Source organism: Pseudomonas sp. NFXW11 (genome assembly GCF_049887815.1).
Taxonomy (GTDB): Bacteria; Pseudomonadota; Gammaproteobacteria; order Pseudomonadales; family Pseudomonadaceae; genus Aquipseudomonas.
The window spans coordinates 66,142-91,199 of the sequence record NZ_JAGEKI010000008.1; the positions used below are offsets into that span (position 1 = coordinate 66,142).

At 65.5% G+C, this 25,058-nt stretch carries 28 protein-coding genes; 3 read left to right on the top strand and 25 right to left on the bottom strand.

Annotated features, from left to right (window positions below; translation table 11 throughout):
- Position 1: 1 nt before the first annotated feature.
- From J4P02_RS14210 to J4P02_RS14235, 6 genes are all read right to left on the bottom strand, one after another.
- A complete protein-coding gene (locus tag J4P02_RS14210) occupies positions 2–1,324 on the bottom strand; it encodes a purine-cytosine permease family protein (RefSeq protein WP_426191223.1) in 1,323 nt (440 codons plus the stop codon).
- Between the two features lie 111 nt (positions 1,325–1,435).
- Positions 1,436–2,410: a biotin-dependent carboxyltransferase family protein gene (locus tag J4P02_RS14215; RefSeq protein WP_426191225.1), complete on the bottom strand. Its 975-nt coding sequence runs from the start codon at positions 2,408–2,410 to the stop codon at positions 1,436–1,438.
- Positions 2,407–3,279 (bottom strand): 5-oxoprolinase subunit B family protein, encoded by an 873-nt coding sequence (locus J4P02_RS14220; RefSeq protein ID WP_426191227.1) that lies wholly within the window; start codon positions 3,277–3,279, stop codon positions 2,407–2,409. Before J4P02_RS14220 ends, J4P02_RS14215 begins: the two co-directional genes overlap by 4 nt.
- Complete coding sequence (locus J4P02_RS14225; protein ID WP_426191229.1) at positions 3,276–4,649, bottom strand: acetyl-CoA carboxylase biotin carboxylase subunit; 1,374 nt, start codon at positions 4,647–4,649, stop codon at positions 3,276–3,278. Before J4P02_RS14225 ends, J4P02_RS14220 begins: the two co-directional genes overlap by 4 nt.
- Positions 4,650–4,659: 10 nt before the next feature.
- Positions 4,660–4,902: an acetyl-CoA carboxylase gene (locus J4P02_RS14230; RefSeq protein WP_426191231.1), complete on the bottom strand. Its 243-nt coding sequence runs from the start codon at positions 4,900–4,902 to the stop codon at positions 4,660–4,662.
- A 96-nt stretch (positions 4,903–4,998) separates the two neighbouring features.
- Positions 4,999–5,757 (bottom strand): 5-oxoprolinase subunit PxpA, encoded by a 759-nt coding sequence (locus J4P02_RS14235; RefSeq protein ID WP_426191233.1) that lies wholly within the window; start codon positions 5,755–5,757, stop codon positions 4,999–5,001.
- A gap of 148 nt (positions 5,758–5,905) precedes the next feature.
- On the opposite strand from J4P02_RS14235, the gene J4P02_RS14240 reads away from it, so the two are divergent.
- A complete protein-coding gene (locus J4P02_RS14240; protein ID WP_426191235.1) occupies positions 5,906–6,823 on the top strand; it encodes a LysR family transcriptional regulator in 918 nt (305 codons plus the stop codon).
- A 10-nt stretch (positions 6,824–6,833) separates the two neighbouring features.
- Here J4P02_RS14240 and J4P02_RS14245 read toward each other — a convergent pair whose 3' ends face one another.
- From J4P02_RS14245 to J4P02_RS14265, 5 genes are all read right to left on the bottom strand, one after another.
- Complete coding sequence (locus J4P02_RS14245) at positions 6,834–7,418, bottom strand: PqiC family protein (RefSeq protein ID WP_426191237.1); 585 nt, start codon at positions 7,416–7,418, stop codon at positions 6,834–6,836.
- Complete coding sequence (locus tag J4P02_RS14250; protein WP_426191239.1) at positions 7,415–9,106, bottom strand: intermembrane transport protein PqiB; 1,692 nt, start codon at positions 9,104–9,106, stop codon at positions 7,415–7,417. Before J4P02_RS14250 ends, J4P02_RS14245 begins: the two co-directional genes overlap by 4 nt.
- Positions 9,099–9,713, bottom strand: a complete 615-nt coding sequence (locus tag J4P02_RS14255) for a paraquat-inducible protein A (RefSeq protein ID WP_426191241.1) — start codon at positions 9,711–9,713, stop codon at positions 9,099–9,101. Before J4P02_RS14255 ends, J4P02_RS14250 begins: the two co-directional genes overlap by 8 nt.
- The gene (locus J4P02_RS14260; RefSeq protein ID WP_426191243.1) at positions 9,713–10,321 is read right to left on the bottom strand and encodes a paraquat-inducible protein A; all 609 of its coding nucleotides are present in this window, start codon (positions 10,319–10,321) and stop codon (positions 9,713–9,715) included. Before J4P02_RS14260 ends, J4P02_RS14255 begins: the two co-directional genes overlap by 1 nt.
- Positions 10,322–10,503: 182 nt before the next feature.
- Positions 10,504–10,938, bottom strand: a complete 435-nt coding sequence (locus tag J4P02_RS14265; RefSeq protein WP_426191245.1) for a multidrug/biocide efflux PACE transporter — start codon at positions 10,936–10,938, stop codon at positions 10,504–10,506.
- Between the two features lie 88 nt (positions 10,939–11,026).
- Between J4P02_RS14265 and J4P02_RS14270 the strand changes: the two genes are divergently transcribed.
- Positions 11,027–11,881 (top strand): LysR family transcriptional regulator, encoded by an 855-nt coding sequence (locus tag J4P02_RS14270; RefSeq protein ID WP_426191247.1) that lies wholly within the window; start codon positions 11,027–11,029, stop codon positions 11,879–11,881.
- A 36-nt stretch (positions 11,882–11,917) separates the two neighbouring features.
- Here J4P02_RS14270 and J4P02_RS14275 read toward each other — a convergent pair whose 3' ends face one another.
- From J4P02_RS14275 to J4P02_RS14300, 6 genes are all read right to left on the bottom strand, one after another.
- A complete protein-coding gene (locus J4P02_RS14275; protein WP_426191249.1) occupies positions 11,918–13,162 on the bottom strand; it encodes an RNA polymerase sigma factor in 1,245 nt (414 codons plus the stop codon).
- Positions 13,162–13,653 carry an SRPBCC family protein gene (locus tag J4P02_RS14280; protein WP_426191250.1) on the bottom strand — a complete coding sequence of 164 codons (492 nt, stop codon included), beginning with the start codon at positions 13,651–13,653 and terminating at the stop codon, positions 13,162–13,164. Before J4P02_RS14280 ends, J4P02_RS14275 begins: the two co-directional genes overlap by 1 nt.
- A gap of 26 nt (positions 13,654–13,679) precedes the next feature.
- Positions 13,680–14,024, bottom strand: coding sequence for a YciI family protein (locus J4P02_RS14285; RefSeq protein ID WP_426191251.1), 345 nt, complete (start codon positions 14,022–14,024; stop codon positions 13,680–13,682).
- A 67-nt stretch (positions 14,025–14,091) separates the two neighbouring features.
- Complete coding sequence (locus J4P02_RS14290) at positions 14,092–14,526, bottom strand: YybH family protein (RefSeq protein ID WP_426191253.1); 435 nt, start codon at positions 14,524–14,526, stop codon at positions 14,092–14,094.
- Between the two features lie 331 nt (positions 14,527–14,857).
- On the bottom strand, positions 14,858–15,118 hold the full coding sequence (locus J4P02_RS14295) for a type II toxin-antitoxin system Phd/YefM family antitoxin (protein WP_426191255.1): 261 nt from the start codon (positions 15,116–15,118) through the stop codon (positions 14,858–14,860).
- Positions 15,119–15,210: 92 nt separating this feature from the next.
- The gene (locus J4P02_RS14300; RefSeq protein WP_426191257.1) at positions 15,211–15,714 is read right to left on the bottom strand and encodes a GNAT family N-acetyltransferase; all 504 of its coding nucleotides are present in this window, start codon (positions 15,712–15,714) and stop codon (positions 15,211–15,213) included.
- Between the two features lie 223 nt (positions 15,715–15,937).
- On the opposite strand from J4P02_RS14300, the gene J4P02_RS14305 reads away from it, so the two are divergent.
- Positions 15,938–16,078: a hypothetical protein gene (locus tag J4P02_RS14305; protein ID WP_426191260.1), complete on the top strand. Its 141-nt coding sequence runs from the start codon at positions 15,938–15,940 to the stop codon at positions 16,076–16,078.
- Here the strand turns inward: J4P02_RS14305 and J4P02_RS14310 are convergent.
- From J4P02_RS14310 to J4P02_RS14345, 8 genes are all read right to left on the bottom strand, one after another.
- Complete coding sequence (locus tag J4P02_RS14310; RefSeq protein ID WP_426191262.1) at positions 16,057–16,749, bottom strand: response regulator; 693 nt, start codon at positions 16,747–16,749, stop codon at positions 16,057–16,059. The genes J4P02_RS14305 and J4P02_RS14310 overlap by 22 nt on opposite strands.
- Positions 16,746–19,439, bottom strand: coding sequence for a DUF4118 domain-containing protein (locus tag J4P02_RS14315; RefSeq protein WP_426191264.1), 2,694 nt, complete (start codon positions 19,437–19,439; stop codon positions 16,746–16,748). The genes J4P02_RS14310 and J4P02_RS14315 overlap by 4 nt, the downstream gene beginning before the upstream one ends.
- 60 nt (positions 19,440–19,499) lie before the next feature.
- Entirely contained in the window at positions 19,500–21,572 is a 2,073-nt protein-coding gene (kdpB, locus tag J4P02_RS14320; RefSeq protein WP_426191266.1) for a potassium-transporting ATPase subunit KdpB, read from the bottom strand.
- A 12-nt stretch (positions 21,573–21,584) separates the two neighbouring features.
- Entirely contained in the window at positions 21,585–22,274 is a 690-nt protein-coding gene (kdpC, locus tag J4P02_RS14325; RefSeq protein WP_426191268.1) for a potassium-transporting ATPase subunit KdpC, read from the bottom strand.
- 9 nt (positions 22,275–22,283) lie between these two features.
- Positions 22,284–23,990, bottom strand: coding sequence for a potassium-transporting ATPase subunit KdpA (gene kdpA, locus J4P02_RS14330; protein ID WP_426191270.1), 1,707 nt, complete (start codon positions 23,988–23,990; stop codon positions 22,284–22,286).
- A 13-nt stretch (positions 23,991–24,003) separates the two neighbouring features.
- Positions 24,004–24,174 carry a hypothetical protein gene (locus J4P02_RS14335; RefSeq protein WP_426191272.1) on the bottom strand — a complete coding sequence of 57 codons (171 nt, stop codon included), beginning with the start codon at positions 24,172–24,174 and terminating at the stop codon, positions 24,004–24,006.
- A complete protein-coding gene (locus J4P02_RS14340; RefSeq protein WP_426191274.1) occupies positions 24,158–24,352 on the bottom strand; it encodes a potassium-transporting ATPase subunit F in 195 nt (64 codons plus the stop codon). The genes J4P02_RS14335 and J4P02_RS14340 overlap by 17 nt, the downstream gene beginning before the upstream one ends.
- 148 nt (positions 24,353–24,500) lie before the next feature.
- A complete protein-coding gene (locus J4P02_RS14345; protein WP_426191276.1) occupies positions 24,501–24,989 on the bottom strand; it encodes a GyrI-like domain-containing protein in 489 nt (162 codons plus the stop codon).
- Positions 24,990–25,058 lie beyond the last annotated feature (69 nt).

Below are 25,058 nucleotides of genomic sequence, written 5' to 3' on the forward strand. Positions count from 1 at the left end.
GTCAGCCGGCGGCGGCCAGCCGGGCCCGCTGGCGATTGCTCAGCGCGGCCTGCAAGGCAAACGCCAGGACCCCGGTCAAGGGCGCGGAAAAACTCGCCAGGCCGCCACCGGCCCACATCAGCATCAGGCCCAGGGCGGTGCCGCCGAACCAGGCCGCAAGCCCCACCGGGTTGAACGCCGGGGCTTGCTCGACAGCCTCGATCCGAGTGCGCCCGGCAAGAATCTGCGCCAGGGCCACGCCGACCCAGGCCACCACGAAGATCCCCTGATAGGCCAGGGCCTTGAGCAGGTAGGCAAACACATCCGCCAGCATCAGGGCGTAGACAATCACCCCCACCACCAGCGCCCACACCAGGTAGGAACCGCGCACGCCGAATCGAGCGAAAAACGCCTGCATGTTCAGGGTCGCCAGGTAGTAGTTGGCGGTGTTGATCCGGGTTTGCGTGGCCCAGACGAACAACAGCCCCCACAGCCCCATCAACTGCAGGATGGCCATCACCACCGACACTTCATTCAGCGCCCCTGCATGGGGAATGCTGCTCACCAGGTAGATTCCCGCCGCGCCGTTGAGCAGGAAGGTCACCGTGTAGAACGGCATGCCGAAGTTCCAGCGACCATGGTAGCCGGCGTCCTCGGGCTTGCCGAAACGGGCGTAGTCGAAGGTGAACAGCATCAGGATCCACACCCCCATATAGGCCACGAAGCAGTCCCACCAACCTGTGCTGCTGGGGTGCGCCGGGCCAAAATCCAGCCACTGCGGCTGGTAGCCATAGCGGGCGATGGACAGGCCCACGGCGAACAGCAAACCCGCCAGGTACACCGGCAGCAGCACGCCGTTGAGCTTGTCCAGCCAGTGCTGCACGCTGCCCAGAATCAGCGGCACGCTGTACAGCACCACCAGCAGCGCCGCCAGCGGATACAACAGTTGCGGGTAGAGGTGATTGAGCGCCACGGCGATCACCGAGCCCTCGAACACCGCGTAGTAGATAGCCGTGGAAAAGAAGATCAGGGTCGCCAGGCAAGCCCCGCTGCTGCCAAACAACAGCCGCGAGAACAGCGCCACCGAGAGCCCGCTGCGCATCGCGAAGCGGCTCAGCACACTGTTCACCAAGCCATAGCTGAGCACCGACAGGAGCATGCCGATCAGCGCATTGCGGGTGCCATGGGTCAGCGCCAGGGAGGCCCCCACCACTATGTAGAACATCGCACTGCACACGGCCCACCAGGCCATGGTCAAAGACAGCCGGCCCATCCGTGCAGCACTGGGAACGGCAACGTTGGCCGGGGCCTGCCCGGTTTGATTCGCTTGCGATAAAGCAGCCATAGGCGTGAACTCCAGAACCGATCAAGGGTAGAAGCGCGGGCAGCCGTCACCGCACCCAGGTGCGGTGTTGGCTTGCCGTCTGGCATGGCCCGCGCTATGCGGCGGGCAGAATCAGGAAGGAAACAGCTTGCTCAGGCAGCTGAGCTTTTTCTTGTAGGAGCGCCGAGCCTCCAGCGCTTCTTCCAGGGTCACCGCAACGAAGCGGGCCTTCTGGTTGGGTTGCATCTGGCCGATCAGGTCGAGGTCGGCGCTGATCACCGTGCCGATCATCGCGTAGCCGCCGCCGGACACCGCATCCCGATGCAACACAATGGGTTCGAGCCCCGCCGGCACCTGGATCGAACCGATCGGGTAGCAACTGTCGACGATATTCGACGGATCGGAACCGGCACCGAATGGCTGCTCACGGGGCTGGAAGCCCAGGGCACTGCCGCCCTTGAAGCGATAGCCGATGCGGTCCGCCTCCGAACCCACGGTCCAGGCTTCGGCGAAGAAGCTGGCCTTGGCCGCCTCGCTCAGGCGCTCGTAGTACAGGCCCGGCACCACCCGCAAGCTGATTTCACCCCCCAGGGATTGGCGCAGGGCCATGGGCAGGCTGGCGCCGGGGCGGCCCTTGCCACTGGCGACACCCACCGGCAGTTCATCGCCAATCGCCAGGCGCCGGCCCTGGTAACCACCCAGGCCACCCAGGGCGTAGGTTGAACGGCTGCCCAGCACCAGCGGCACCTCGATGCCGCCGGCCACCGCCAGGTAGGCCCGGGCCCCGGCCTTGGGAAAGTCGAAGCGCAGCACTTGCCCGGCCTTGACCGCAAAGGCGGTGTCCAGGTGCATGTCGACGCCATCCAGCTTGGGGGTCATATGGGCACCGCAGACCGCCACCAGGGCATCCTCGCTGAACTCAAGCTCAGGGCCGAGCAAGGTGCACTCCAGCCCCGCCGCGCCCGCCGGGTTGCCCACCAACTGGTTGGCGGCGCTCAGGGCGTACTGGTCGAGGGCGCCGGACGGCGGAATCCCCAGGTGATAGAAACCTTCGCGGCCCAGGTCCTGCACCGAGGTGGCCAGGCCCGCCTTGATAACCTTGATCATGCCAGCACCTCCTGCAGCGACTGGGGATAGCCGACCGGGTCGGCGAGAAAGGCTTCCAGGGAAAACTCCACCTCGCGGATGCGCAGGTCGAAGCGCCCGGCCTCGACCTCGGCCACTGCCTGGTCGTAGGCCGCGCGGTCGATGGGCTTGAACTGCACGATGTCTCCCGGACGGAAGAACACCATGTGCTGCTTGAGGTAGGCCAATTGCTGCTGCGGGTCGTAGATCGGTGCCGGGGTCACGCCGAACATCTGGTAACCGCCGGCTCCGCGCACCGAGTAGATGCAACCGAAGCAGCCGCCGTGCCCCAGGGTCAGCTTCGGCGTGTCGGTGCGTGGCCGCAGGTACTTGGGCACCTGCAACTGGCGCTGGCGCTCGACCATCTGGAACATGAACGGCAACCCGGCGACAAAGCCCACCATGGAAACGAACCAGGGCGCACCGCTGTGGGCGGCGATAAAGGCCTCGACATCCGCCAGGCCGTTGATCCGCGCCGCGTACTCCAGGTCGGTGGCGCTAGGGTCCTGGTGCCGGTCGCGAAAGCGCATCAGGGTTTCATGGGTCCAGGGGTCGTTGTAGAGCACCGGGATCTCGATGATCCGGGTGTGCAAGCTGCGTTCGGCCACCGCCCCGGCCTCGGCCTGCTGCACCGCTTCCAGCAGGGTTTGCGGGGCGATGCGATCAGGGTCGAAACGGATCTGGAACGAGGCGTTGGCCAGGCAGATGTCCAGCACCCCGTCCAGTTCCAGGCGCTGCACGGCGCGGGTCACCGCCATGCCCTTGAAGAAGGCCTCCAGGGACATGCTGTCGCTGACTTCGGCGAACAGGTGCTCGTCGGCACCAAAGCTGTAGCGAATCGGCTGGCTCATGCGACACCTCCGGCACGGCGCTCGGCCAGCCAGGTTTCCAGGGTTCCGGTGTGAAAATCGGCCTGCTGCAACCAGGGCTCGGCCAACAGTTCAGCGTGCAGCGCCAGGGTACTGGCCATGCCGCTCAGGGTGGTCTGCTGCACCGCCTGCCGCGCCCGGGCCAGGGCCTGCTGGCGATCCGCGCCATGGACAATCAACTTGGCCAGCAGCGAGTCATAGTAAGGCGGCACCGCATAGCCCGGGTACAGGTGGCTGTCGATGCGCAGCCCTTCGCCCTGGGGCCAGATCAACTGCTCGACCCGGCCTGGGCTGGGGAAGAAATCCCGCGCTGGGTCTTCGGCGTTCAGGCGCATCTGCAAGGCCGCGCCATTGAGGTGGATGTCGCTCTGGCGCAGGCCCAGGGGTTCCCCCCCGGCAATGCGCAGCATGGCCTGGACCAGATCGATGCCGGTGATCAGCTCGCTGATCGGGTGCTCCACCTGGATCCGCGTGTTCATCTCGATAAAGAAGAACTCGCCGGTGCTGTCGTCATACAGGTACTCCAGGGTGCCCGCGCCCTGGTAGCCCAGGCCCTCGGTCAGGCGCACGGCACTGTTGCACAACTGTTCACGCTGGGCCTGGCTGAGCACCGGCGACGGCGCTTCCTCGAAGATTTTCTGCCGCCGCCGTTGCAGCGAGCACTCGCGCTCGAACAGGTGCACCGCGTGCTTGCCGTCCCCCAGCACCTGGACTTCGATATGCCGCGCACGGCCGATAAAGCGCTCCAGGTACAGCGCGCCATTGCCGAAGGCGGTCTGCGCCTCGCGTTGCGCCCGGGGGAACTCCTCGGCCAGTTGCGCCGCGTCCGCGGCCAGGCGAATGCCGCGCCCGCCTCCGCCGGCACTGGCCTTGATCAGCAGCGGATAACCCACTGCCTGGGCCGCCTGCAGTGCCGCTGCCAGGTCCAACAGCTCACCCGGGGAGCCGGGCACCACCGGCACCCCGGCCGCCTGCGCGGTACGCCGCGCCTCGGCCTTGTCGCCCATGCGACGGATAGTCTCGGCGCTAGGGCCGACGAAAATCGCCCCGGCCTCGACCACCGCTTCGGCGAACTCGGCATTCTCCGAGAGAAAACCGTAGCCCGGGTGTACCGCGTTGGCCCCGCTGTCGTGCAAGGCCTGCAGCAGCGCCGGAATACTCAGGTAGCTTTTATCGGCCCGGGCCGGACCGATGATCTGCACCTCATCGGCCAGGCGCGCGGCCATGGAGTCGGCATCGGCCTCGCTGCACGCGGCCACGGTAGGAATGCCCAGGGCCTTGGCCGCGCGGATGATGCGCACGGCAATTTCGCCACGGTTGGCCACCAGCAATTTGTTGATCGCTTGAGTCATGCTGCGCCCCTCAGTTGTCGAGTGTCGCGACGACCTGACCCGGTTCCACCGGATCACCGTCCTCTACCAGAAAGGCACTGAGGCGACCCGCACTCCCGGCGGTCAGTTCGGAAAACTGCTTCATGACTTCGATCAGGCCAATCACCGTATCGGCGCTGACCTGCTCGCCCACCTCGGCATAGGGCGCCGATTCAGGGGTGGCCTTGCGGTAGAAGGTGCCCGGCAAGGGGGTGATAACACTGTGTTCGGCCATGTCTGTTCCTCTTGGAATAGTTGTAGAAAGGCAGGCAAAAAAATTCATCTTTCGCAGATCGCCCGCGTCTGTGCGCGGTGCCGGGATCAAGGCGCCTCAGCGCGGAGCGCGCACCTCGATGCCGGCCCGGTCCAGCGCCGTGCGAGTGGCCTCCACCAGGTCCAGGGCGCCTGGGGTATCGCTGTGCAGGCAGATGGAGTCGAACTCGATGGGCAAATCTTGACCCTCGACGGTGCGCACCACCCCGTTCTGGCAGGCCCGCAGCACCTTGGCCGCCACGGCGCTGGGGTCCAGGGCGCGCACTTGGCGGGTGAAGACGATGGAACCGCTGAGGTCGTAGTCGCGATCGGCGTAAAACTCGCGAATCACCGGTTGCCCGAGTTCCTGGGCCACCCGCCAGATCACCGAGTTGGGCATGCAATACAGCAGCAGCTCGGGCTCTAGCTTTCGCAGGTTCTGCACCAGCAGCCGCGCCGCCTCTTCATCCCGGGCCAGGTGCATGTAGAGCGCCCCGTGGGGCTTGATGTGCTGCAACTGCACGCCCTGCACCCGCGCCAGCTCACGCAGGGCGCCCAGCTGATAGAGCATGTCGTCCACCAGCTCCTGGGCCGGGGCGTTGATATGCCGGCGGCCGAAACCCACCAGGTCGCGAAACCCCGGGTGAGCGCCGATGGCCACCCCCAGGCGCTTGGCCTGTTCGATGGTGCGGCGCATGGTGCCGGGGTCGCCGGCGTGAAAGCCGGTGGCGACATTGGCCGAGCTGATAAAACCCATCAGCTCGGTGTCGACGCCATCGCCAATGGTCCAGGGGCCGAAGCTCTCGCCCATGTCCGAATTGAAATCCACTGCTTGCATCACTGTCGCTCCAACTTTCGTGACTTCGTGCAGTGGAAATTAGAGCGGCCTTGACCCCTTGGGAAGATCTATTATCAGATAGAGCATCTTCTGAAAAACAGATAAAACTACCCGTAACAGCAGCCTACGGGTGATGGGGGAATGGGACATGTCGTTGACCTTGCGCCAGGTGCGCTACTTCGTGGCCACCGCCGAGATCGGGCAGATCTCCCAGGCGGCGATCCACTTGAATATCTCCCAGTCGGCGGTGACCACGGCGATCAAGGAGCTGGAAGCCATGCTCGCCGTGCAGTTGTTCGTGCGTACGGCCCAGGGCATGAACCTGACCGATGCCGGGCGGCATTTTCTCAACCGCGCCTACGTGATCCTGCGCAGCGTCGACGATGCCCTGAACAGCCCGCTGCCAGACTACCGGGCCAGCGGCACCCTGCACCTGGCGGCCAGCTACACGGTGATCGGCTACTTCCTGCCGCACCACCTGCAACGCCTGGAACACTGGCACCCGGATGTCACCATCGAGCTGCATGAACAGGAACGCCAGGCCATCGAGCAAGGCTTGCTGGAGGGCCGCTTCGATATGGCGGTGGTGCTCACCGCCAACCTGACCCACCCGGACATCGTCTCGGAAACCCTGTTCAACTCCGAGCGCCGGCTGTGGCTGCCGGCCCACCATCCACTGTGCGAGAGGACCAGCGTCAGCCTGGCGGAGGTGGCCGAGGAACCGTTTATCCTGCTCACCGTCGACGAAGCCGAACAGAGCGCCATGCGTTACTGGGAACAGGCCGGCCAGCAACCCCGGGTGCGGGTGCGCACCAGTTCGGTGGAGGCAGTGCGCAGCATGGTGGCCAACGGCAGCGGCGTGGCGATTCTCTCCGACCTGGTGCACCGTCCCTGGTCACTGGAGGGCAAGCGCATCGAGACCCTGAGCCTCAGCGATGCGGTCACCCCCATGAGCGTGGGCCTGGCCTGGCATCGCGAGCGCAGCTTCACCCCGGCGATGCAGGCCCTGCGCGACTACTTCCACGACGCCTTCCTCGCCCCTCAGCAGCTCTCGGCCCGGCGCTGACCTGCCTGTTTCAGGGGCAGGCCCAGCGCTGCGCGGCAGCGGCGATCTGCCCGGCCAACTGGGCGATGGCCTGCTGATGAGCCTGCACCAGGCTGCTCGGCTCGACCCCGGCCGGCTGGCGGATCTGGCTGCTGCAGGTCAGGTTGCGGACCGGGCCGCCGTCGCCGCGCAAGCGCAGGCTCCAGACCACATCGATCAGCGCATAGCGCCCGGGCAGGGATTCGAAACGCCGCACATCGGTCTGCACCGACAGCACCGGCCGCCCGGGCTGCTTGGGCAGCCCTTCCAGGTTGCGGGTGCCAAGCTTGTGCTCCAGCTGGCTGGCCAGGGCGTCGTGGAATTCGTCCACCAGGGGCGCGCTCCAGCGCTGGGTTTCAAGGATGGCCAGGGTGCCGCTGTCCTGGCGCACCACCAGTTGCGGCTGGTCCACCTGCACCGGAATCCGCACCGTCGACATCTCGAACTGCATGGCCGCGTTGGAGGCCGGACCAGGGCCTTCGGCCACCGGTGGCAGCAGGGTGTAGTAATGGGTCGGCGCGGAGCTGCAAGCGGCAAGCCCCAGGGTCAGGCAGAACAACAGGGCAGGGGTTTTCATGGCTGGGCTTCCGGTACGGACTGGCGGACAGAGGAGGATGGCGACTGGTAGGCATCCGGTTGGTTGTCTTTGATCCGGCCGCGGATCAGCGCCTCAGGATGGCGCCCGAGGAAGTCGCTGAGCACCCGTACCGACCGCGCCGTGCGCTGCACCTCCTCCATCGCCTGGCCGAGTTTCTGGCGTTGCGGCGAGTCCTCGGAGAAGCTCTCGTTGGCGCTGGCCAGGGTCTTCTTCGACTGCTCCAGGGTGTCGCGCATCTGCGGCAACACCTCGCCATTGACCTGCTTCAGGGTCTTCTGCATTTCCGCCAGGCTGCCGTTGAGGTTGGCGGCAATCGAATCGATCGGCAGTTTGCTGATCTTCTCCACCACGGCCTGCAGCTGCTCCTGCAACTTGTCCAGGCTGCCCGGCACCGTGGGGATTTCCAGCGGCCGGGCGCTGGCGTCGAAAGGCACCGGCTTGGCATTGGCCACGAAGTCCAGGGAAATGAACAACTGCCCGGTCAGCAGGTTGCCACTGCGGGCCTGGGCCCGCAGGCCGTTCTTGACGAAGGCACTGATCAGCCGCGCCGAGCGCAGATCGTCTTCGCCACCGGCTTCCTTGAGCAGCTTTTCATGGGCCCGGCCCAAACGGTCGGGGTAGATCACCGCCCCCACCAGCATCGGGAAATACTTGCGCTGCTCGTCGTAGTCCAGGTCCATGGACACCACCTTGCCGATATTCACCCCAAGGAACTCCACCGGCGCATTGACCGCCAGGCCACGCAGGGCCTGATCGAAACGCATGCGGATGTAGTAAGGCGCGCCATCGGGCGGCGCCAGGGCGGTGTCCTGGTCGCCGAACAGGGTGTATTCGGCATTTTCCTCGGCGGGCTTGGCGTCGGGGCTGTACTTGGGTTCGACAAAGGCGATGCCGCCGGCGAGGATCGACGACACCGATTCGGTGTTGACCTTCAGGCCATTGGCGCCGAGGGTCACGTCCACCCCGCTGGCGTTCCAGAAACGGCTGTCGGTGCTGACGTACTTGTCGTTGGGCGCGTTGACGAAGATCTTCACGTCCACGCCCTTGCCGCTATTGGCCAGTTGATAGGACACCACCTGCCCCACCTGGATGCGCCGGTAATAGACCGGCGAGCCGATATCCAGGGAACCCAGGTCGTCGGTGTGCAGGGTGAAACGCTTGCCCTTCTGCCCGTAGGTGATGGGTGGCGGCGTCTCCAGGCCCTTGAAGCTGGTCTTGCGGTTTTCCGAGCGACCAGCGTCAGCACCGATAAAGGCCCCGGAGAGCAAGGTGTCGACCCCGGAAATGCCATTGGCGCCGATCCGCGGGCGCACCACCCAGAACATCGAGTCATCGGCGGTAAAGGGTTCGGCAGACTGGTCCAGCTCGACCTTGGCCACCACCTTCTTGCGGTCGTCGCTCAAGGCAATGGCGGTGACCTTGCCGATCACCACGTTCTTGTACTTGACCTGGGTCTTGTTGGCCTCAAGGCCCTCGGCGGTCTGGAAGCTGATGCTGATTTCCGGCCCCGCCGACAGCGACTTGTGCACCACCATCGACAGCCCCACCAGGGCCGCGACGATCGGCACCAGCCACACCAGCGAGACGTTGAAACGCCGCGTGCGCAGCGTCGGAGCACCGGGAGCGGGTGGCGGATTTGCTGCGTTGGAACCTGGATGATCAGACATCTTCAACCTCTACATCCCAGATAAGCCGGGGATCGAAACTCATGGCCGCCAACATCGTCAGCACCACCACCAAACCAAAGAACAGAATGCCCATGCGCGGATCGATGGAGCTCAGGGCACGGAACTGCACCAGAGCCGCCACCAGGGCCACCACCAGCACATCGAGCATCGACCAGTAGCCGATCACTTCGATAAAACGATACAGCCTGGCCCGTTCGCGCTGGGCCCAGGATGAGCGGCGCTGACAGGTCACCAGCAGGGTGCCGAGCACGAAGAACTTGATACAGGGCACCACCACGCTGGCGATGAAGATCAGCAGGGCAATGTCCCAGGAACCATGTTTCCAGAACTCCACCACGCCGCTCATGATGGTGTTCTCGCTGGCGCTGCCGAAGAGGCTGGTGTGCATCACCGGCAACAGGTTGGCCGGAATGTAGAAGATCAGGCTGGCCAGGAGAAAGGCCCAGGTACGCGCCAGGCTGTTGGGCTTGCGCGCATGCACCACGGAGTCGCAACGCGGGCAGCGGTGCTCGAACTGCTGGCAGACCTGGCCGCAGGTGTGGCAGAGCATCAGTTGGTAGTCCCGGGCGTAGGGCGGCGTGCTCATCAGTAGCGGCCCTCCAGGTCATGCCAGAGGTAGCGGATGTCCTTGCCGGAAATCAGGATGATCAGCACCGTCAGCATCGCCAGGGCCCAGAGCCCCAGCCCCGGGTGCACATCGAGCATGCCGGCAAGCTTGACGATGGCCACCAGGATGCCCAGCAGGCAGACCTCGAGCATGCTCCACGGCCGCAGCTGCTCCAGGGTCCGCATGCAGGTCTTGAAGCCCGGCGCGGCGCGCCCGAGATTGGCAAAGCCCAGCACCCAGCACAGCAGGATAATCTGCAGGCAGGGCGCGAGAATGATGGTCAGGCCGGTGATCGCGGCAATCAGGCTGATGCGGCCCTGGGCCAGGGCCTCCACCGATTGCCAGAGGGTCGCCTCGTTGCTCAGGCCCTCGAAGCTGATCTTGATCACCGGGAACAGGTTGGCAAAGACAAACAACAGCCCGGCGCTGATCGACAGGGCCAGCAACTGCTGCACGTTGAGGTGCCGGGCACGGGCCAGCAGCGCGCCACAGCGCGAGCACTGGGCAGTCTGGCCTTTGCCGAGGGGCACTGCTTCGTACAACGAATCGCAGTGCTCGCAGATGATCCAGTTACGGGAAATAGTCATGGCCTTCAGATAGTCGAAAGGGCGGCAGGTTCAGTGCCTGCCGCCTGCAAGCGACCATTTTTCAGAAAACCCCGGAACAGTGTCCAGTTTTTTACCTGAAACCCAGACGCCCGCCTCTACGCCAGAATAGGCGCCTGGTGAAACTTTCGTCGACCCTGTTCACAACCTGCGCGCCAGGCCGCTCAATGGGCCAGGCGCTGTTGCAGCCACTTGTCCCGCAGTACGTCGTAGCCCCAGTGGTAGACATAGGTGTACGGCAGGAAGAACAGCAGCACGCCCAGGTCCAGGATCAGTGCCTGCAGCAGGCTGATGTCCAGCCACCAGGCGATCAGCGGCACCGCGAACAGCACCAGCCCACCCTCGAACAGCAGGGCATGCACGACCCGGGTCCAACCGTTGTGCGCCTGGCGCAGGGCCTTGAGCAGGCGATCGAACAGGCTGTTGAAAATCACGTTCCAGCTCAGGGCCAACAGGCCGACGCCCAGGGTGACCAGGCCCATGTCGGTCATGGGCTTATCCATGATCCAGGACAGCAGCGGGGTGCAGATCAACACCGCCAGCAGTTCGAAACCTACAGCCTGGAAAATACGTTCGGTAAGGGATTTCTGAAGGCTCATGGCCCGCTCCTTGAGTGAATGCGCTGGCGATCATCCAGGATCGGGTCGATACTTCATAATCAATAACCATCGATCAAGGCGATAGCTCATGGCCTCACATGAAGTGCTCCTGGCCTTTGTCCAGGCCGCTACCCAAGGTTCGTTCTCCGCCGCCGCGCGCCAGCTGGGCAAGAGCCAGTCGACCATCAGCGCGGCCGTGGCCAGCCTGGAAATCGACCTGAATGTGCAGCTGTTCGACCGCAGCAGCCGCAAGCCCGGCCTGACCCCGGCCGGGCATGTGCTGCTGCAGCGTGCGGAAGCCATACTCGCCGCCACCAGCCGCCTGGAAATGACCGCCAGCCAGCTGTCCCAGGGCGTCGAGGCAAAACTCACCGTGGCCCTGTCCGACACCTATCAGTCGGATCGTTTCGAAAGCTGCCTGAGCGCCTTCGAGCAGCGTTACCCGGAACTGGAGCTGGAATGCCTGATCGCCGAATGCGACGACCTGATTGCCCTGGTGCAAAGCGGCCGGGCGCAGATCGCCTTCGCCGAGATGCAGGGCGACTACCCGGCGGACCTGGAGCACAAGACCCTGGAGGAACGGGGCGAGATGTCGCTGTACGTGTCGCGCAAGCACCCCCTGGCGCAGCAGGTGCGGGTCGACCAGGATACCCTGCGCCAGCACCGGGAGCTGCGCCTGGCCACGGTGCTCAACCCCTACGAGAGCCGCACCCAGGGCCGGGTCTGGTCGGCCCCCAGCTACCTGATGCTGCTGGAGATGGCCCAGGGCGGCTTTGGCTGGGCGCCCCTGCCGCGCTGGCTGGTGGACGGCTTTGGCGCGGGCAAGCTGCAGGAACTCGAGGTCCGTGGCTGGCCCCGCAGTGTGGTGGTGGATGCCCTCTGGTCGCGCCTGCATCCACCCGGACCGGCCGGCAGCTGGCTGCTGGCGCAGATACTCGAATGATTCAGGCCGGCAGCCAGGGTTGCCACGGCGTGAGGATCATTCGAGCTCGGCCAGACGGCCTTCGAGAAAACGCCGCTCCGGCGCCTGCCGGGTCAGGGCCAGGGCCCGCTGGTAAGCTTCGCGCGCCGCGTCGAGCCGCCCCAGTTGGCGACAGAAGTCGGCCCGGGCGGCGTGGGCCAGGTGGTAGTCCTGCAGCTCGCCGCGCGCCAGAATCGCCTCCACCTCGGCCAGCCCGGCCTCGGCTCCATCGCGCTGGGCCAGGGCCACTGCGCGATTGAGCTGCACCACCGGCGACGGCTGCAAGCGCAGCAGCACCTCGTACAGGCCCACAATCTGCGCCCAGTCGGTCTCGGCTGCGCTGGGGGCCTCGGCATGCACCGCGGCAATCGCCGCTTGCAGGCAGTAAGCACCGGCACCACCGCCGCGCAAGCTCTGCTCCACCAGGGCGCAGCCTTCATCGATCAAGGCCCGCTGCCACAGCGAGCGGTCCTGTTGATCCAGCAGGATCAGCTCACCCGCGGCGGACAACCGCGCACCACGCCGCGACTCATGCAACAGCATCAGCGCCAGCAACCCGCGCACTTCCGCCTCCGGCAGCAGCTCCAGCAACAAGCGCCCCAGGCGAATGGCTTCAGCGGTCAGCTCATCGCGGCTCAGTTCGGCACCCATGGAGGCCGAATAACCTTCGTTGAACACCAGGTAGATAACCCGCAAGACGCTGTCCAGGCGTTCGGGCAACTCGCTGCGCTCCGGCACCTGATAGGGAATCCCGGCATCACGGATCTTCGCCTTGGCGCGCACAATGCGCTGGGCGATGGTGGCCGGCGTGGCCAGAAAGGCCCGGGCGATTTCCTCGGTGCTGAGGTCGCAGATCTCGCGCAGGGTCAGCGCCACCTGGGCATCCGCCGCCAATGCCGGGTGGCAGCAGGTGAACACCAGACGCAGGCGATCGTCTGGCAGCTCCTCACCGCTCCAGTCGTGCTGTTCCAGTTGCTCCAGCTGGCTGGCCAGTTGCGCCTGGGACGCGGCGAAACGGGCCCGTCGGCGCAGGCTGTCGATGGCCTTGAAACGCCCGGCGGACACCAGCCAGGCCCGAGGGTTGTCCGGCACGCCATCGAGCTGCCAACGCTGCACGGCAATGAAGAAGGCCTCGTGCAGGGCCTCCTCGGCCAGGTCGAAATCCCCCAGCAGGCGGATCAGGGTGGCGAGGATGCGCCGCGATTCCTCGCGGTACACCCGCTCCACCCGGGCCTTCAGCGCCTCTGCGGTCGGCCCCGGCATCAGTCCGGCATGCCCTGGGTCACCAGGGCCACCAGGCGTTCCAGGCTCTCGCCCCATCCCTGGTGAAAGCCCATGGCCTCGTGGGCCTGGCGATCGGCCGCGGACCAGTGCATGGCGCGGGCGGTGTAGAGGGTCTGGCCGCCCTGCTCCTCGAAGGTCACCTCGGCGGTCATAAAGGGCTTGGCGGAAGGCATCCAGCCCGGCAGGAAGGCGTCGGTGAACACCAGCCGCGAGGGCGCGGTGATCTCCAGGAACACCCCCATGGTGGGGTACTCGCTGCCGTCGGGGGCACGCATCAGGGTGCGAAACTGACCGCCCACCCACAGGTCCATTTCGCACTCCGGGGTGGTCATGCCGTGGGGCCCCCACCATTGCGCCAGCAGCGCAGGTTCGGTCCAGGCGCGAAAGACCTTGTTGCGCGGGGCGTCGATCAGCCGGCTGATGGACAATTCATGCTCGGCCGGCAGGCGGCCCGCACTCGGGAAAGTCATGGCATTGCTCCTGTTTATGCGAGTTATCAGGGGTTCAATTGACGTACCGGACGCACTTCGACACTGCCGACCCGGGCCGCCGGGATGTTCCCGGCCACCTGGATCGCCTCGTTCAGGTCCCGGGCCTCGATCAGGTAGAAACCAGCCAGTTGCTCCTTGGTTTCGGCGAACGGGCCATCGGTGATCGACAGCTTGCCGCCACGCATGCGCACCGTGGTGGCCGTCTGTACCGATTGCAGCGCCTCGGCGGCGAGCATCCGTCCACTGCCCTGCACCGCCTCGGCATAGGCCAGGCATTCGGCGTCCTTGGGGCTGTCGGGCAGGCTGTGCAGCAGCTGTTCATCGCTGTAGACCAGGCATAGGTATTTCATCGGCATCTCCGGCTTGGGGCTGATCAACTATGGTCGCTGTTGGCACCTTTGGCGAACCGCCCGACGCTCAGGGTTGCAGGTCGAACAGCGCGGTGCCGGTGAGCATGTCGAAAGGCGCCGACCAGTGCTCGTGCACCACCTGCCACTGCCCTTCGCGGCGTTGATAACCGACGCTGACCCGCATCCAGCAAGCCTTGGTCACACCCTCGGCATCAGTACCGCCGCAACGCGCCAGCCAGTGGGCCAAAGCCAGCTCCTCGGCGGCCAGTACCTGCAACTGATGGAACTCGAAAATGCCGCCGCCGGGACAGACCTGCATGCAGGCTTCCCAGTGCGCCCGGTAGGCGGCCTTGCCGCAGAACTGCAGGGCGCCGACGGCGTCGAAGGAACGGATGTCATCGGCATAGAAGCTGACGATACGCTCGATATCCCGGGCGATCACCGCCTGTTGCCAGTGTTCGATCAGGCTGCGGATCTGCGCTTCGTGAAGTGGATTGGACATGGCGAAACTCCTCGAGAGTGAAAAACCATCACGCCGGGCCGCTTGCCGGCCCGATTCACTCCTAGTCGTCTGGCCGATGGGGAAATCGACAGGCCTTGGAAAAATTCACGAAAATATTTTCAGGCTGCGAAAAAGCACCACGAAAATGCGCCCCCCCAATGACGCAGCTTGCTGGCAAAGCCATATGTGCGCCTGCTGACTCAAGGTTGCAGCAATTTGCCTGATCAACTGATCAACGAACTGCCCCGTCTGCTGCGCACCGCCCTATTGAGGCAGGAAGTGCTCCTGCCCCTCATATTCGGCAGCGGTGGCGAACTCGACCCTCTATGTCTTATGCATCGTCTTGCGTCACCGGGCGACGCTGCGCCAATCGTTGCAACAGACTGTCGGCGCTGAGCAACTTGCCCTGCTGCTTGTCTCGATCCGCGAATGACAACAGCTTCAACAAGGCAATGGCTTCATCACGCCGCTTGCGCTCTGCATAAGATTCGATCACGTAGGCAGGCACACCTTTCTGAGTTACCAGAACGGGTTGGGAGAGGTCGAGATTCGCCGCGTTTTTTTTGACGTAACCGACAGTTTCAATACGCATGCCACTAATCCTCAGGGTGCCGGGCAGAGAGCGTCGACACCCACAAGAACCCATATTCTGGCCACATGTGGCTCAGTCGCAATCTCTGCCCGCTACTGCACCAGCTCCAGCACCATCTCATGCCAAGCCATGCCGCCGTGGTCCGATTCCGAGGCCTTGATATAGACGAAGCCGAAACGCTGGTAGAGGGCGACGTGGCGCTCCTTGCACATCAGGTGGATACGCGCCTTGCCCGCTGCTGTCATGCCCGCGATAAAGGCCTGCAACAGTTGCCGGGACAGGCCTAGGCCCTGGTAGTCCGGGTGCACCACCACCGACATGATCACCACCTCCGGGCCCGCCGGGTCGTGGCCCACCAGTTCCTTGAAGGCTTCATCGGCCATCTGCACCTCGAAGGTGGCGCCAGAGTTGATAAAGCCGGCCACCCGCCCCTCCACCTCCGCCACGATAAAGCCTGCGGGCCAGGTGGCGATGCGGGTGGCGATCTTTTCCCGGGTGGCGGCTTCGTCGCCTTCGTAGGCCAGGGTCTCGATGGCGAAGCAGCGGTCCAGATCGCTGGGCAATACGGTGCGGATCAGTGGGGTCGAAGCGCTCATGGGCGGCTACCTGAGTAGGTTGGAAGGTCGGCGATTCTAGCAAGGAGTGGCGCCCGACACGGCCCTTGCGTATGCCGGGCATAGGGATCATCAAAGCGGCCGTAAAGCTTTCATATAAGCCCTGGCCTGGGGCGCGCCAAGGGATTATCTATCAGTTCCCCGACGCCTGGTGGCCGGCCGCTCGAGCCGGCCCGACCCGCGTCTTGCCCACAGGACCTTCTCCATGAGCAATATCCAGATCGGCCTTCTGCTGCTGTTCGGCATCGCCGCCTTCGGTTGCATCACCCTCTACATCGACTTTGTGCATGAACGCCGTCGTGGCGAAAAAGCCCTGGACCGGGATCACAGCCCCACCAGGCGATAACCCACCTGCAACTCGGTGATCAGGTGCTGGGGCTGAGCCGGATCGGCCTCCAGCTTCTGCCGCAAATGGGCCATGTGCACCCGCAGGTAATGGGCGCGATCGATATAGTCCAGGCCCCAGACTTCCAGCAGCAACTGACGATGGGTCAGCACCCGGCCCTGCCCCCGGATCAGCGCGCACAGCAGGCGGTATTCGATCGGCGTCAGGTGCACCGGCTGGCCGTCGCGACGTATTTCATGGGTGGCCAGATCGACCTCGATGCCGCCGAACAGCACCTTGCTGCTGGTGGCCGCCGCGCCGCTCTGGCCATGGCGCCGCAGTTGCGCGCGAATCCGTGCCAGCAGCTCCGGCACGCCGAAGGGCTTGACCAGGTAATCGTCGGCGCCGGCATCCAGGGCCGCGACCTTTTCCTCTTCCCGATCCCGGGCCGAGAGCACCAGGATCGGCACCGCCAGCCAGCCCCGCAGCTCGCTGATCAACTGCTTGCCGTCACCATCGGGCAGGCCCAGGTCGACGATCACCAGGTCCGGCTGGCGGCTGGCGGCATGGATCAGCGCACGCTTGACGCTGTCGGCCTCGAACACCTGGAAGCCTTCGTCCTCCAGGGCAATGCCGATGAAGCGGCGGATATTGGCTTCGTCCTCGACGATCAGGATGCGTGGGTTGCTCATAGGGTTTCCATCGAAGGCGGCTGTCCCGCCGGCAAGGTGATGATAAAACTCAGCCCGGCGTCGGCATGAGGCTGGGCCTCGATGCGCCCGCCATGGGCCTCGACAATGCGTTTGGCCAGGGCCAGCCCCAGGCCGATGCCAGCCACCGCGGATTCCTGCTGGCCACGGCTGAAGGCCTCGAACAGGCTGGCCGGGGAACTGCCCTTGGGGCAGCCGGGGCCGGAGTCGCTGACGTGCAGGACGATCTGCTGATCCACCTGGCGCGCACTGATCTGCACCAGGGTGCCGGCCGGGGTGTACTTGGCGGCGTTGTCCAACAGGTTCACCAGCACCCGTTCCAGCAGCAGCGCGTCCACCTCCACCAGGGGCAGTAGCGGTGCCATGCTGACCCGCACCTGGTGCCCCGCCAGGGGTTCGCGCAACTGGCGCAGGGCACTGCCGACAATCTCTTCCAGGGAATTCCACTGGCGATTCAGGCGCACCCCGCGCTCCTGCATTCGCGCCATGTCCAGCAGGTTCTCGATCAGCCGCTGCATCGACTTGGCCTGATCATGAATGCCCCCCAGCAGTGACTGCAGGGGGCCTTCGCTGGCATGGGGCAGCGCCGCGTCGGCGGCGCCGATCAGGGTGGTCAGCGGGGTGCGCAGGTCATGGGAAATCGCCGCCAGCAAGGTGTTGCGCATGCGCTCGCCTTCCATCTGCACCACGGTGCTCTGGGCCACCTCGACGTAGTGCACCCGCTCCAGGGCAATCGCCAACTGGCTCATGCAGGCCTCCAGCAGCCGTTGTTCCTCCGGTGCCTTGAGGCGTTCGTCATCCGCCAGTTCCAGCACCAGTACGCCGCGCACCCGCATCGGCGCCTTGAGCGGCAGGTAGCGGCCCTTGGCCGCGGCCAGGGTATCGGTGCCGCTGCCGGCCGGCTGGTCATGGTCGTAGGCCCACTGGGCAATGCTTTCATCGATGGCCAGGGGGTTGGCGCTCAAGGCCCGCACCCGGTTGCCGGCGTCCGGCAGCGCCAGCCCGACCCGGGCCTCGAACACCCCGCCGAAGGTGCGCAGGGCCACGGCGCAGATCTGCTCTTCGGTCAGCGCCGCCGACAGCTCCCGGGCCAGCCCGGCCAGGGACGTGGCGCGACGTTCGCCGGCGGCGGCGGTGCGGGCCTGGTGGCGCAGGCGCGCGGTGAGCTGGCCGGTGATCAGGGCAATGCCGAGCATCAGGGCGAAGGTGAAGAAATACTGGGTGTCATTGACGGTGAACGACAGCACCGGCTGGACGAAGAAGAAGTCGAAGCACAGCACCGCCAGCATCGCCGCCCAGACTCCCGGCCCGCGGCCAAAACGCAGGGCCACCAGCACCACCGTAAGCAGGAACAGCATCACCACGTTGGCCGGGTCGAACACCTTGAGCAGCAGGGCCGCCACCGCCGTGGCGGCAAAGCACGCCAGGCTGGCCCAGAGGTAACCGGGGGCACGGCTGGGGGCCAGGCCGGCCTCGGGTTTCTCCGCTGCCGGGCGCGGCCGGCTCAAGGGGCCATTGGCGATGACGATCTGGTCGATCTCCGGGTGCTGGCGGCTGATCCGGTCGCTCACCGACTGATGCCAGAACTGCCAGACCTTGCGTGGGTAATGGCCCAGCACCAGGCGGTTGGCATTGTGCTCGCGGGCACAGGCCACCAGCGCCTCGGCCACGTCCAGGCCGGACAGGGTCGCGGTTTCGGCACCGAATTCGACGGCCAGGGCCAGGGTCTTCATCGCCGCCGCGTAGCGTCCGCCGCCACGGCCCTTGCCCTGGCTGGCAGCCACATGCACCACCATCCAGTCGGCTTCGAGCTTCTGCGCCAGGCGCGCCGCCTCACGTACCAGGCGCTCGTCCGCTGGGTCGCCGGCCACCCCCACCAGCAGCCGCTCGCGGGCCGGCCACAGGGCATTGATCGAACGCTCGCGGCGGTAGTCGCGCATTTGCGCATCGACCCGGTCGGCGGTGCGCCGCAGGGTCAGTTCGCGCAGGGCCAGCAGGTTGCCCTTGCGAAAGAAATTACGTGAAGCACGCTCGGCCTGGGGCCCCAGGTAGACCTTGCCGTCCTTGAGGCGGCGCAGCAGGTCGTCCGGCGGCAGGTCGATCACCAGCACTTCGTGGGCTTCATCGAACAGGTGGTCGGGCACCGTCTCGCGTACGCGGATGCCGATGATGCCGCTGACGATATCGTTGAGGCTTTCCAGGTGCTGGACGTTGAGGGTGGTCCAGACATCAATGCCGGCTCGCAGCAGCTCTTCCACATCCTGCCAGCGCTTGGGATGGCGCGAGCCGGGTACGTTGCTGTGGGCCAGCTCGTCCACCAGCAGCACCGCCGGGTGGCGCGCCAGGGCAGCGTCCAGGTCGAACTCCGGCAAAGCGTAGTCGCGGTGCATCAGGCGGTGGCGTTCCAGCACCTCCAGGCCCTGCAACAGCTCGGCGGTTTCCCGGCGGCCGTGGGTTTCCACCACCCCGGCAACCACGTCGCGGCCCTGGGCCACTTCGCTGCGCGCGGCGCTGAGCATGGCGCAGGTCTTGCCGACCCCGGCGTTGGAACCGAAATAGATCCGCAGCTTGCCGCGCTGGGCCGTCTGTTCATCCTGTTGCAGCCGTTCCAGCAGGGCATCGGGATCGGGGCGCCCGTCACGGGGCGGGTTACTAGCATCGAGCACAGCCATGGGCTTCCTTAAATGAACAATGCGGCGCCCGCTTCGGGCGCCGCATTTTCCGTATTTGCCTCAAACCAGGCCGAGGCCGGCCAGTAGCATGTCGATCAGCTTGATCCCGGCAAAGGGCACCAGCACCCCGCCCAGGCCATAGATCAGCAGGTTGCGGTTGAGCAACGCCGCAGCGCCAATGGAACGGTACTTCACCCCCTTCAACGCCAGGGGGATGAGGAACACGATGATCAGGGCGTTGAAGATCACCGCGCTGAGGATCGCCGAGTTCGGGCTGCTCAGGTGCATCACGTTCAGCGCCGCCAGCTGCGGGTAAGTGGCGACGAACGCGGCCGGTACGATAGCAAAATACTTGGCCACGTCGTTGGCCACGCTGAAGGTGGTCAGGGCGCCGCGGGTCATGAGCATCTGCTTGCCCACTTCCACCACCTCGATCAGCTTGGTCGGGTTGCTGTCCAGGTCGACCATATTGCCCGCCTCCTTGGCCGCCTGGGTGCCGCTGTTCATGGCCACCGCCACATCGGCCTGGGCCAGGGCCGGGGCGTCGTTGGTGCCGTCGCCGGTCATGGCCACCAGCTTGCCCTTGGCCTGGTAGTCGCGGATCAGTTGCAGCTTGTCTTCCGGCCGGGCTTCGGCAAGGAAGTCGTCGACCCCGGCTTCCACGGCAATCGCCGCCGCGGTGAGGCGGTTGTCGCCGGTGATCATCACGGTCTTGATGCCCATGCGCCGCAGTTCGGCAAAGCGTTCCTTGATCCCGCCCTTGACCACGTCCTTGAGTTCCACCACGCCCAGGGCCTGGGCACCGTCGCTGACCACCAGTGGCGTGCTGCCACGTCGCGACACTTCATCCACCTTGGCCTGCAAGGCCGGCGGGAAGCTGCCGCCCAGGGCCTCGATATGCCGGCGAATGGCATCGGCTGCGCCCTTGCGGATGCTCCGGCCCTGGGGCAGGTCGACGCCGCTCATGCGGGTCTGGGCGCTGAAGGCGACAAAGCTGGCGTCCAGGGCTTCGAGATCGCGGCCACGGATATCGAACAACTGCTTGGCCAGCACCACGATGCTCCGCCCTTCCGGGGTTTCATCGGCCAGGGAGGCCAGCTGCGCGGCATCCGCCAGTTCGCTGTCCTTGATTCCCGGGGCCGGCAGGAAAGCGCTGGCCTGGCGGTTGCCCAGGGTGATGGTGCCGGTCTTGTCCAGCAGCAGCACGTCCACGTCCCCCGCCGCCTCCACCGCCCGGCCCGAGGTGGCGATGACATTGGCCGACATCATCCGGCTCATGCCGGCCACGCCGATCGCCGAGAGCAGGCCGCCGATGGTGGTGGGAATCAGGCACACCAGCAGCGCCACCATCACCGTGGCGCTGATCACGCTGCCGCTGCCGCTCATGGCCACGGCAAAGATCGAGTAGGGGCTCAGGGTCACTATCACCAGCAGGAACAGCAGGGTCAGGCCCACCAGGAGAATGGTCAGGGCCACCTCGTTGGGGGTTTTCTGGCGCTTGGCCGATTCCACCATGGAGATCATGCGGTCCAGGAACGACTCGCCCGGGTTGACGCTGATGCGCACCACCAGCCAGTCGGAGAGCACCTTGGTGCCGCCGGTGACCGAGGAAAAGTCGCCCCCGGCCTCGCGGATCACCGGTGCCGATTCGCCGGTGATGGCGCTCTCGTCCACCGTGGCCACGCCTTCGATGACCTCGCCATCCAGCGGCACCAGGTCACCGGCCTCGATCAGCACCACCATGTCCTTGCGCAGTTCGCTGGCGGCCATGGGCAGCCAGGCGGCGCCGTGCCGCGGTTGCTGCAGCAGCTTGGCCAGGGTCTGGCGCTTCATGCCCTTGAGGCTGGCGGCCTGGGCCCGGCTGCGGCCCTCGGCCAGGGCTTCGGCGAAGTTGGCAAACAGTACGGTGAACCACAGCCACAGGCAGATACTGAGGATAAAGCCACTGGGGGCCTCGCCCGCGCCCCCCAGGGACTGCACCCACAGCAGCGTGGTGAGGATGCTGCCCAGGTACACCACGAACATCACCGGGTTCTTCCATTGCGCCTGGGGCAGCAGCTTCTTCAGCGCATCCAGGCACGCCGCGGCCAGCAGCCCACGGTCGAACAACGCTATACGAGAGGTCTTGCTCATCATCGCGGTCTCTTACTCACTGGCCGCAAGCGGCGAGGCATGCACGGGCGCCAGGGCGTCCAGTGCGAGGTTGAGTTGCAGCACATTGACCCGGGGCTCGCCCAGCAGGCCGAAGGTGCGGCTTTCGCTGTGGTCCTGCAGCAGCGCTTCCAGGTCTACCAGCGGCAGGTGCCGCAGGCGGGCGACGCGCTGCAGTTGCAGCTGGGCGTTGGCCAGGGAGATGTGCGGGTCCAGGCCGGACGCCGACGCGGTGACCGCGTCCACCGGCACCTGGGCGTCCGCCGCCAGGCCATTGAGCTGGCGATAGGCGCGGACCCGCTCGGCTACCGTGTCCAGCAGCTTCTGGCTGGTGGGCCCCAGGTTGCTGGCACCACTGGCCCCGGCGTTGTAGGGCTGGGGCACGCTCTTGCTCGGGTCCAGCGGATCGCTGCCCAGGGTCATGCTCGGGCGGCCCTGGAAATACTCCGGTCGGCTGAAGGCCTGGCCGATCAGCTTTGATCCCACCACCAGGCCGTCACGCTGCACCAGGCTGCCCTGGGCCTGGAACGGGAACAGCAGGTTGGCCAGGGCGGTGGTCAGCAGCGGGTAGGCCAGCCCGGTAATCAGCATGAACAGCACCGCGGCCACCAGCACCGGGCGCAGCAGGCCCTTGAACAGCCGTACATTGCTGTCCAGGGTTTGGCTTTGCATTTGCTTGGTCATCTCAAGCCCTCACTTGTAGGTCTGGCCGGCCAGCAACTGCAGTTGCTCCACCAGCGGGCCGAGCGCGAGCGCCGGCAGGAAAGTCAGGCCACCGACCACCAGCACCACGAACACCACCAGGAACATGAACAGCGGGGTGGCGGTGGGAATGGTCCCGGCACCGGCGGGAATGTTCTTTTTCATGGCCAGGGAACCGGCCACGGCCAGCATCGGCAGCATGGTGAAGAAGCGCCCCATAAGCATGGCCAGGCCGATGGTGGTGTTGAAGAACGGCGTGTTGGCGTTCAGGCCGGCAAAGGCCGAGCCGTTGTTGGCAGTGCCCGAGGTGTAGGCGTAGAGCACTTCGCTGAAGCCGTGGGGGCCCAGGTTGTTGAGGCTGTTCAGGGTGTCGGGCCACAGGGCCGCCAGGGCGGTAAAGCCGAGGATGCAGATCGGATGGGCGAGCACCGAGAGCATCACCAGCTTGATTTCCCGGGCCTCGATCTTCTTGCCGAGGAATTCCGGGCTGCGGCCGATCATCATGCCCACCAGGAACACTGTCAGCAGTGCGTACTGGATCAGGTTGATAAAGCCCACGCCGTCACCGCCGAACACGCAGTTGAGCATCATCTGCGCCAGGGGCACGAAGCCGCCCATGGGGGTCAGCGAGTCGTGCATGGCGTTCACCGAGCCGGTGGTGGCGCCAGTGGTGGTGGTGACGAACAGCGCGGTGTCGGCGATGCCGAAGCGCAGCTCCTTGCCTTCCATATTGCCGCCGCTCTGGGTGGCCGAGAGTTGCTGGTCGACGCCCACCTGGGTCAGCAACGGGTTACCGCTCTGCTCGGCGCTGAAGACGATGCTCAAAAAGCCGACGAACATCACCAGGAAGGTACCGAAGAACACCCAGCCCTGACGCCGACGCAGCAGCATGCTGCCGAAGGTGTAGGTCAGCGCCGAAGGGATCAGCAACATGCTGAGGATATGCAGCAGGTTGGTCAGGGGCGTCGGGTTCTCGAACGGGTGGGCAGCGTTCATGCTGAAGAAGCCGCCACCGTTGGTGCCGATGTGCTTGATCGATTCGAAGCTGGCCACGGCGCCCACTATCAGTTGCTGCCCGGCGCCTTCCAGGGTGGTGGCCAGGGCCTGGGAGTCGAGGGTCTGGGGCATGCCCTGCCAGACATAGACCAGGGCCATGACCAGGCACAACGGCAGCATCACCCGGTACAGGGTGCGGGTGAAGTCCACCCAGTAGTTGCCGATATCCGCCGAGCTGGAGCGGCTCAGGCCACGAATGAAGCCGGCCGCCGCCACCACCCCAGCGGTGGCGCCGACGAACATCAGGAAGGTAATCGCCGCCATCTGGCTGAAGTTCGACAGGCTGCTTTCCCCGGAATAGGCCTGCCAGTTGGTGTTGCTGATAAAGGACGCGGCGGTGTTGAACGCCAGGTCCGGGGTTTGCGCCGCCAGCCCCAGGGGGTTGAGGGGCATCAAGGGTTGCAGGCGCAGCAGCAGGTAGCCCAGCAGCATCATCGCCGCGTTGGACAGCAACAGCGCCGAGCCGTAACGGGCCCAGCCCATGGTTTCGCCGGGGTCGATGCCCAGCAGGCGGTAGGTGGCGCGCTCCGGCAAGGCGTGGCCGCGACCGGTGAAGACCCGGGTCAGCCATTTGCCCATCAGCACGGCAAGCCCGGTCATGATGCCGAGGATCACCGCGTATTCCAGCACAGTACTCAACATGTCGATGCTCCGTTCAAATCTTGCCCATGGCGACGATGCCCAGGGCCGTCAGTACAAAGAACCCCAGGGACAGGCCCACGAAGATCAGGTCGTACATGGCTGGTTTCCTTTCTCGAGAATGCCCGGACGGGCGTATGCGGCTGGGTGGCGACGGCTGGGTGCGTGCATCAGAATTTCTCGGCACGGATCAGCGCGTAACCCAGGTAGGCGAACAGCAGCACGGCGCAAAAGCCGCTGGCGCCGTAGATGAATTCCAGTGTCAGCAAGGCAGCTCCCCTTATTCCATTGACGCCGCGCTCCCCATACAGGGCGCGGCCGCTCAGGCGCCCGGCAATGGGCACCGGCAGGCGGTCGGGAACCACAGGTCCACCGCCCTGCTCTGCGCCACGCAGGTTAGGCGCGGGCGCATCAAGGCCGGGCACTGATTGCCGGGGGCGGCATTAAGATGGCGTTAAGATCGAGCGGGCGGAGCGGGGAAAGCCGGGGGCGGGTCAGCGCCCCCGAGGGGTGTCAGGCACTTTTCAGCGGCAGCCAGACCTCGACCACGCCGCTGCCGGTGTCCGGGTTGAAGTCGGCGCTGTAGCGTTCGAACTCCGGCGCATCGGCCGCTTCGCGACCGGATTGCGGCAGCCAGGTCTGCCAGATGTAGTTGAAGGTCTGGGGCAGTTCCAGCAGCGAACCCGGGTGCTCGAACACCGCATACTGCTGCGGCTGCACCTCGACCCAGCGGTAGCGCGCGGGCAGGTCGTCGAGCTTGCTGATCTCGACCCCGGCGATGTACTCGAAACCGCCCTGGCCGTCAGGGTTGCAGCAAATGCCGTAGGTCACGTCGTCCACCTGCCCCGGCACCTTGCCGATATGCGGGATGAAACGTTGCCATAGCTGGCCGATGTCTTGAACGGCGGCGGGCTTTACCCGCTCAGCGAAACCTGCGATCAGCAAAAAACGCTCCCTTTCGAAGCGCGGCTGCAAAGCAGTGCCCTGTTTTTGCTCATCCATGACTGCCACTCCTGCCATTGAAAAGATGGGTTCGGCATCCAGTATAGAAGCCAATCACCCAGGCCAGGA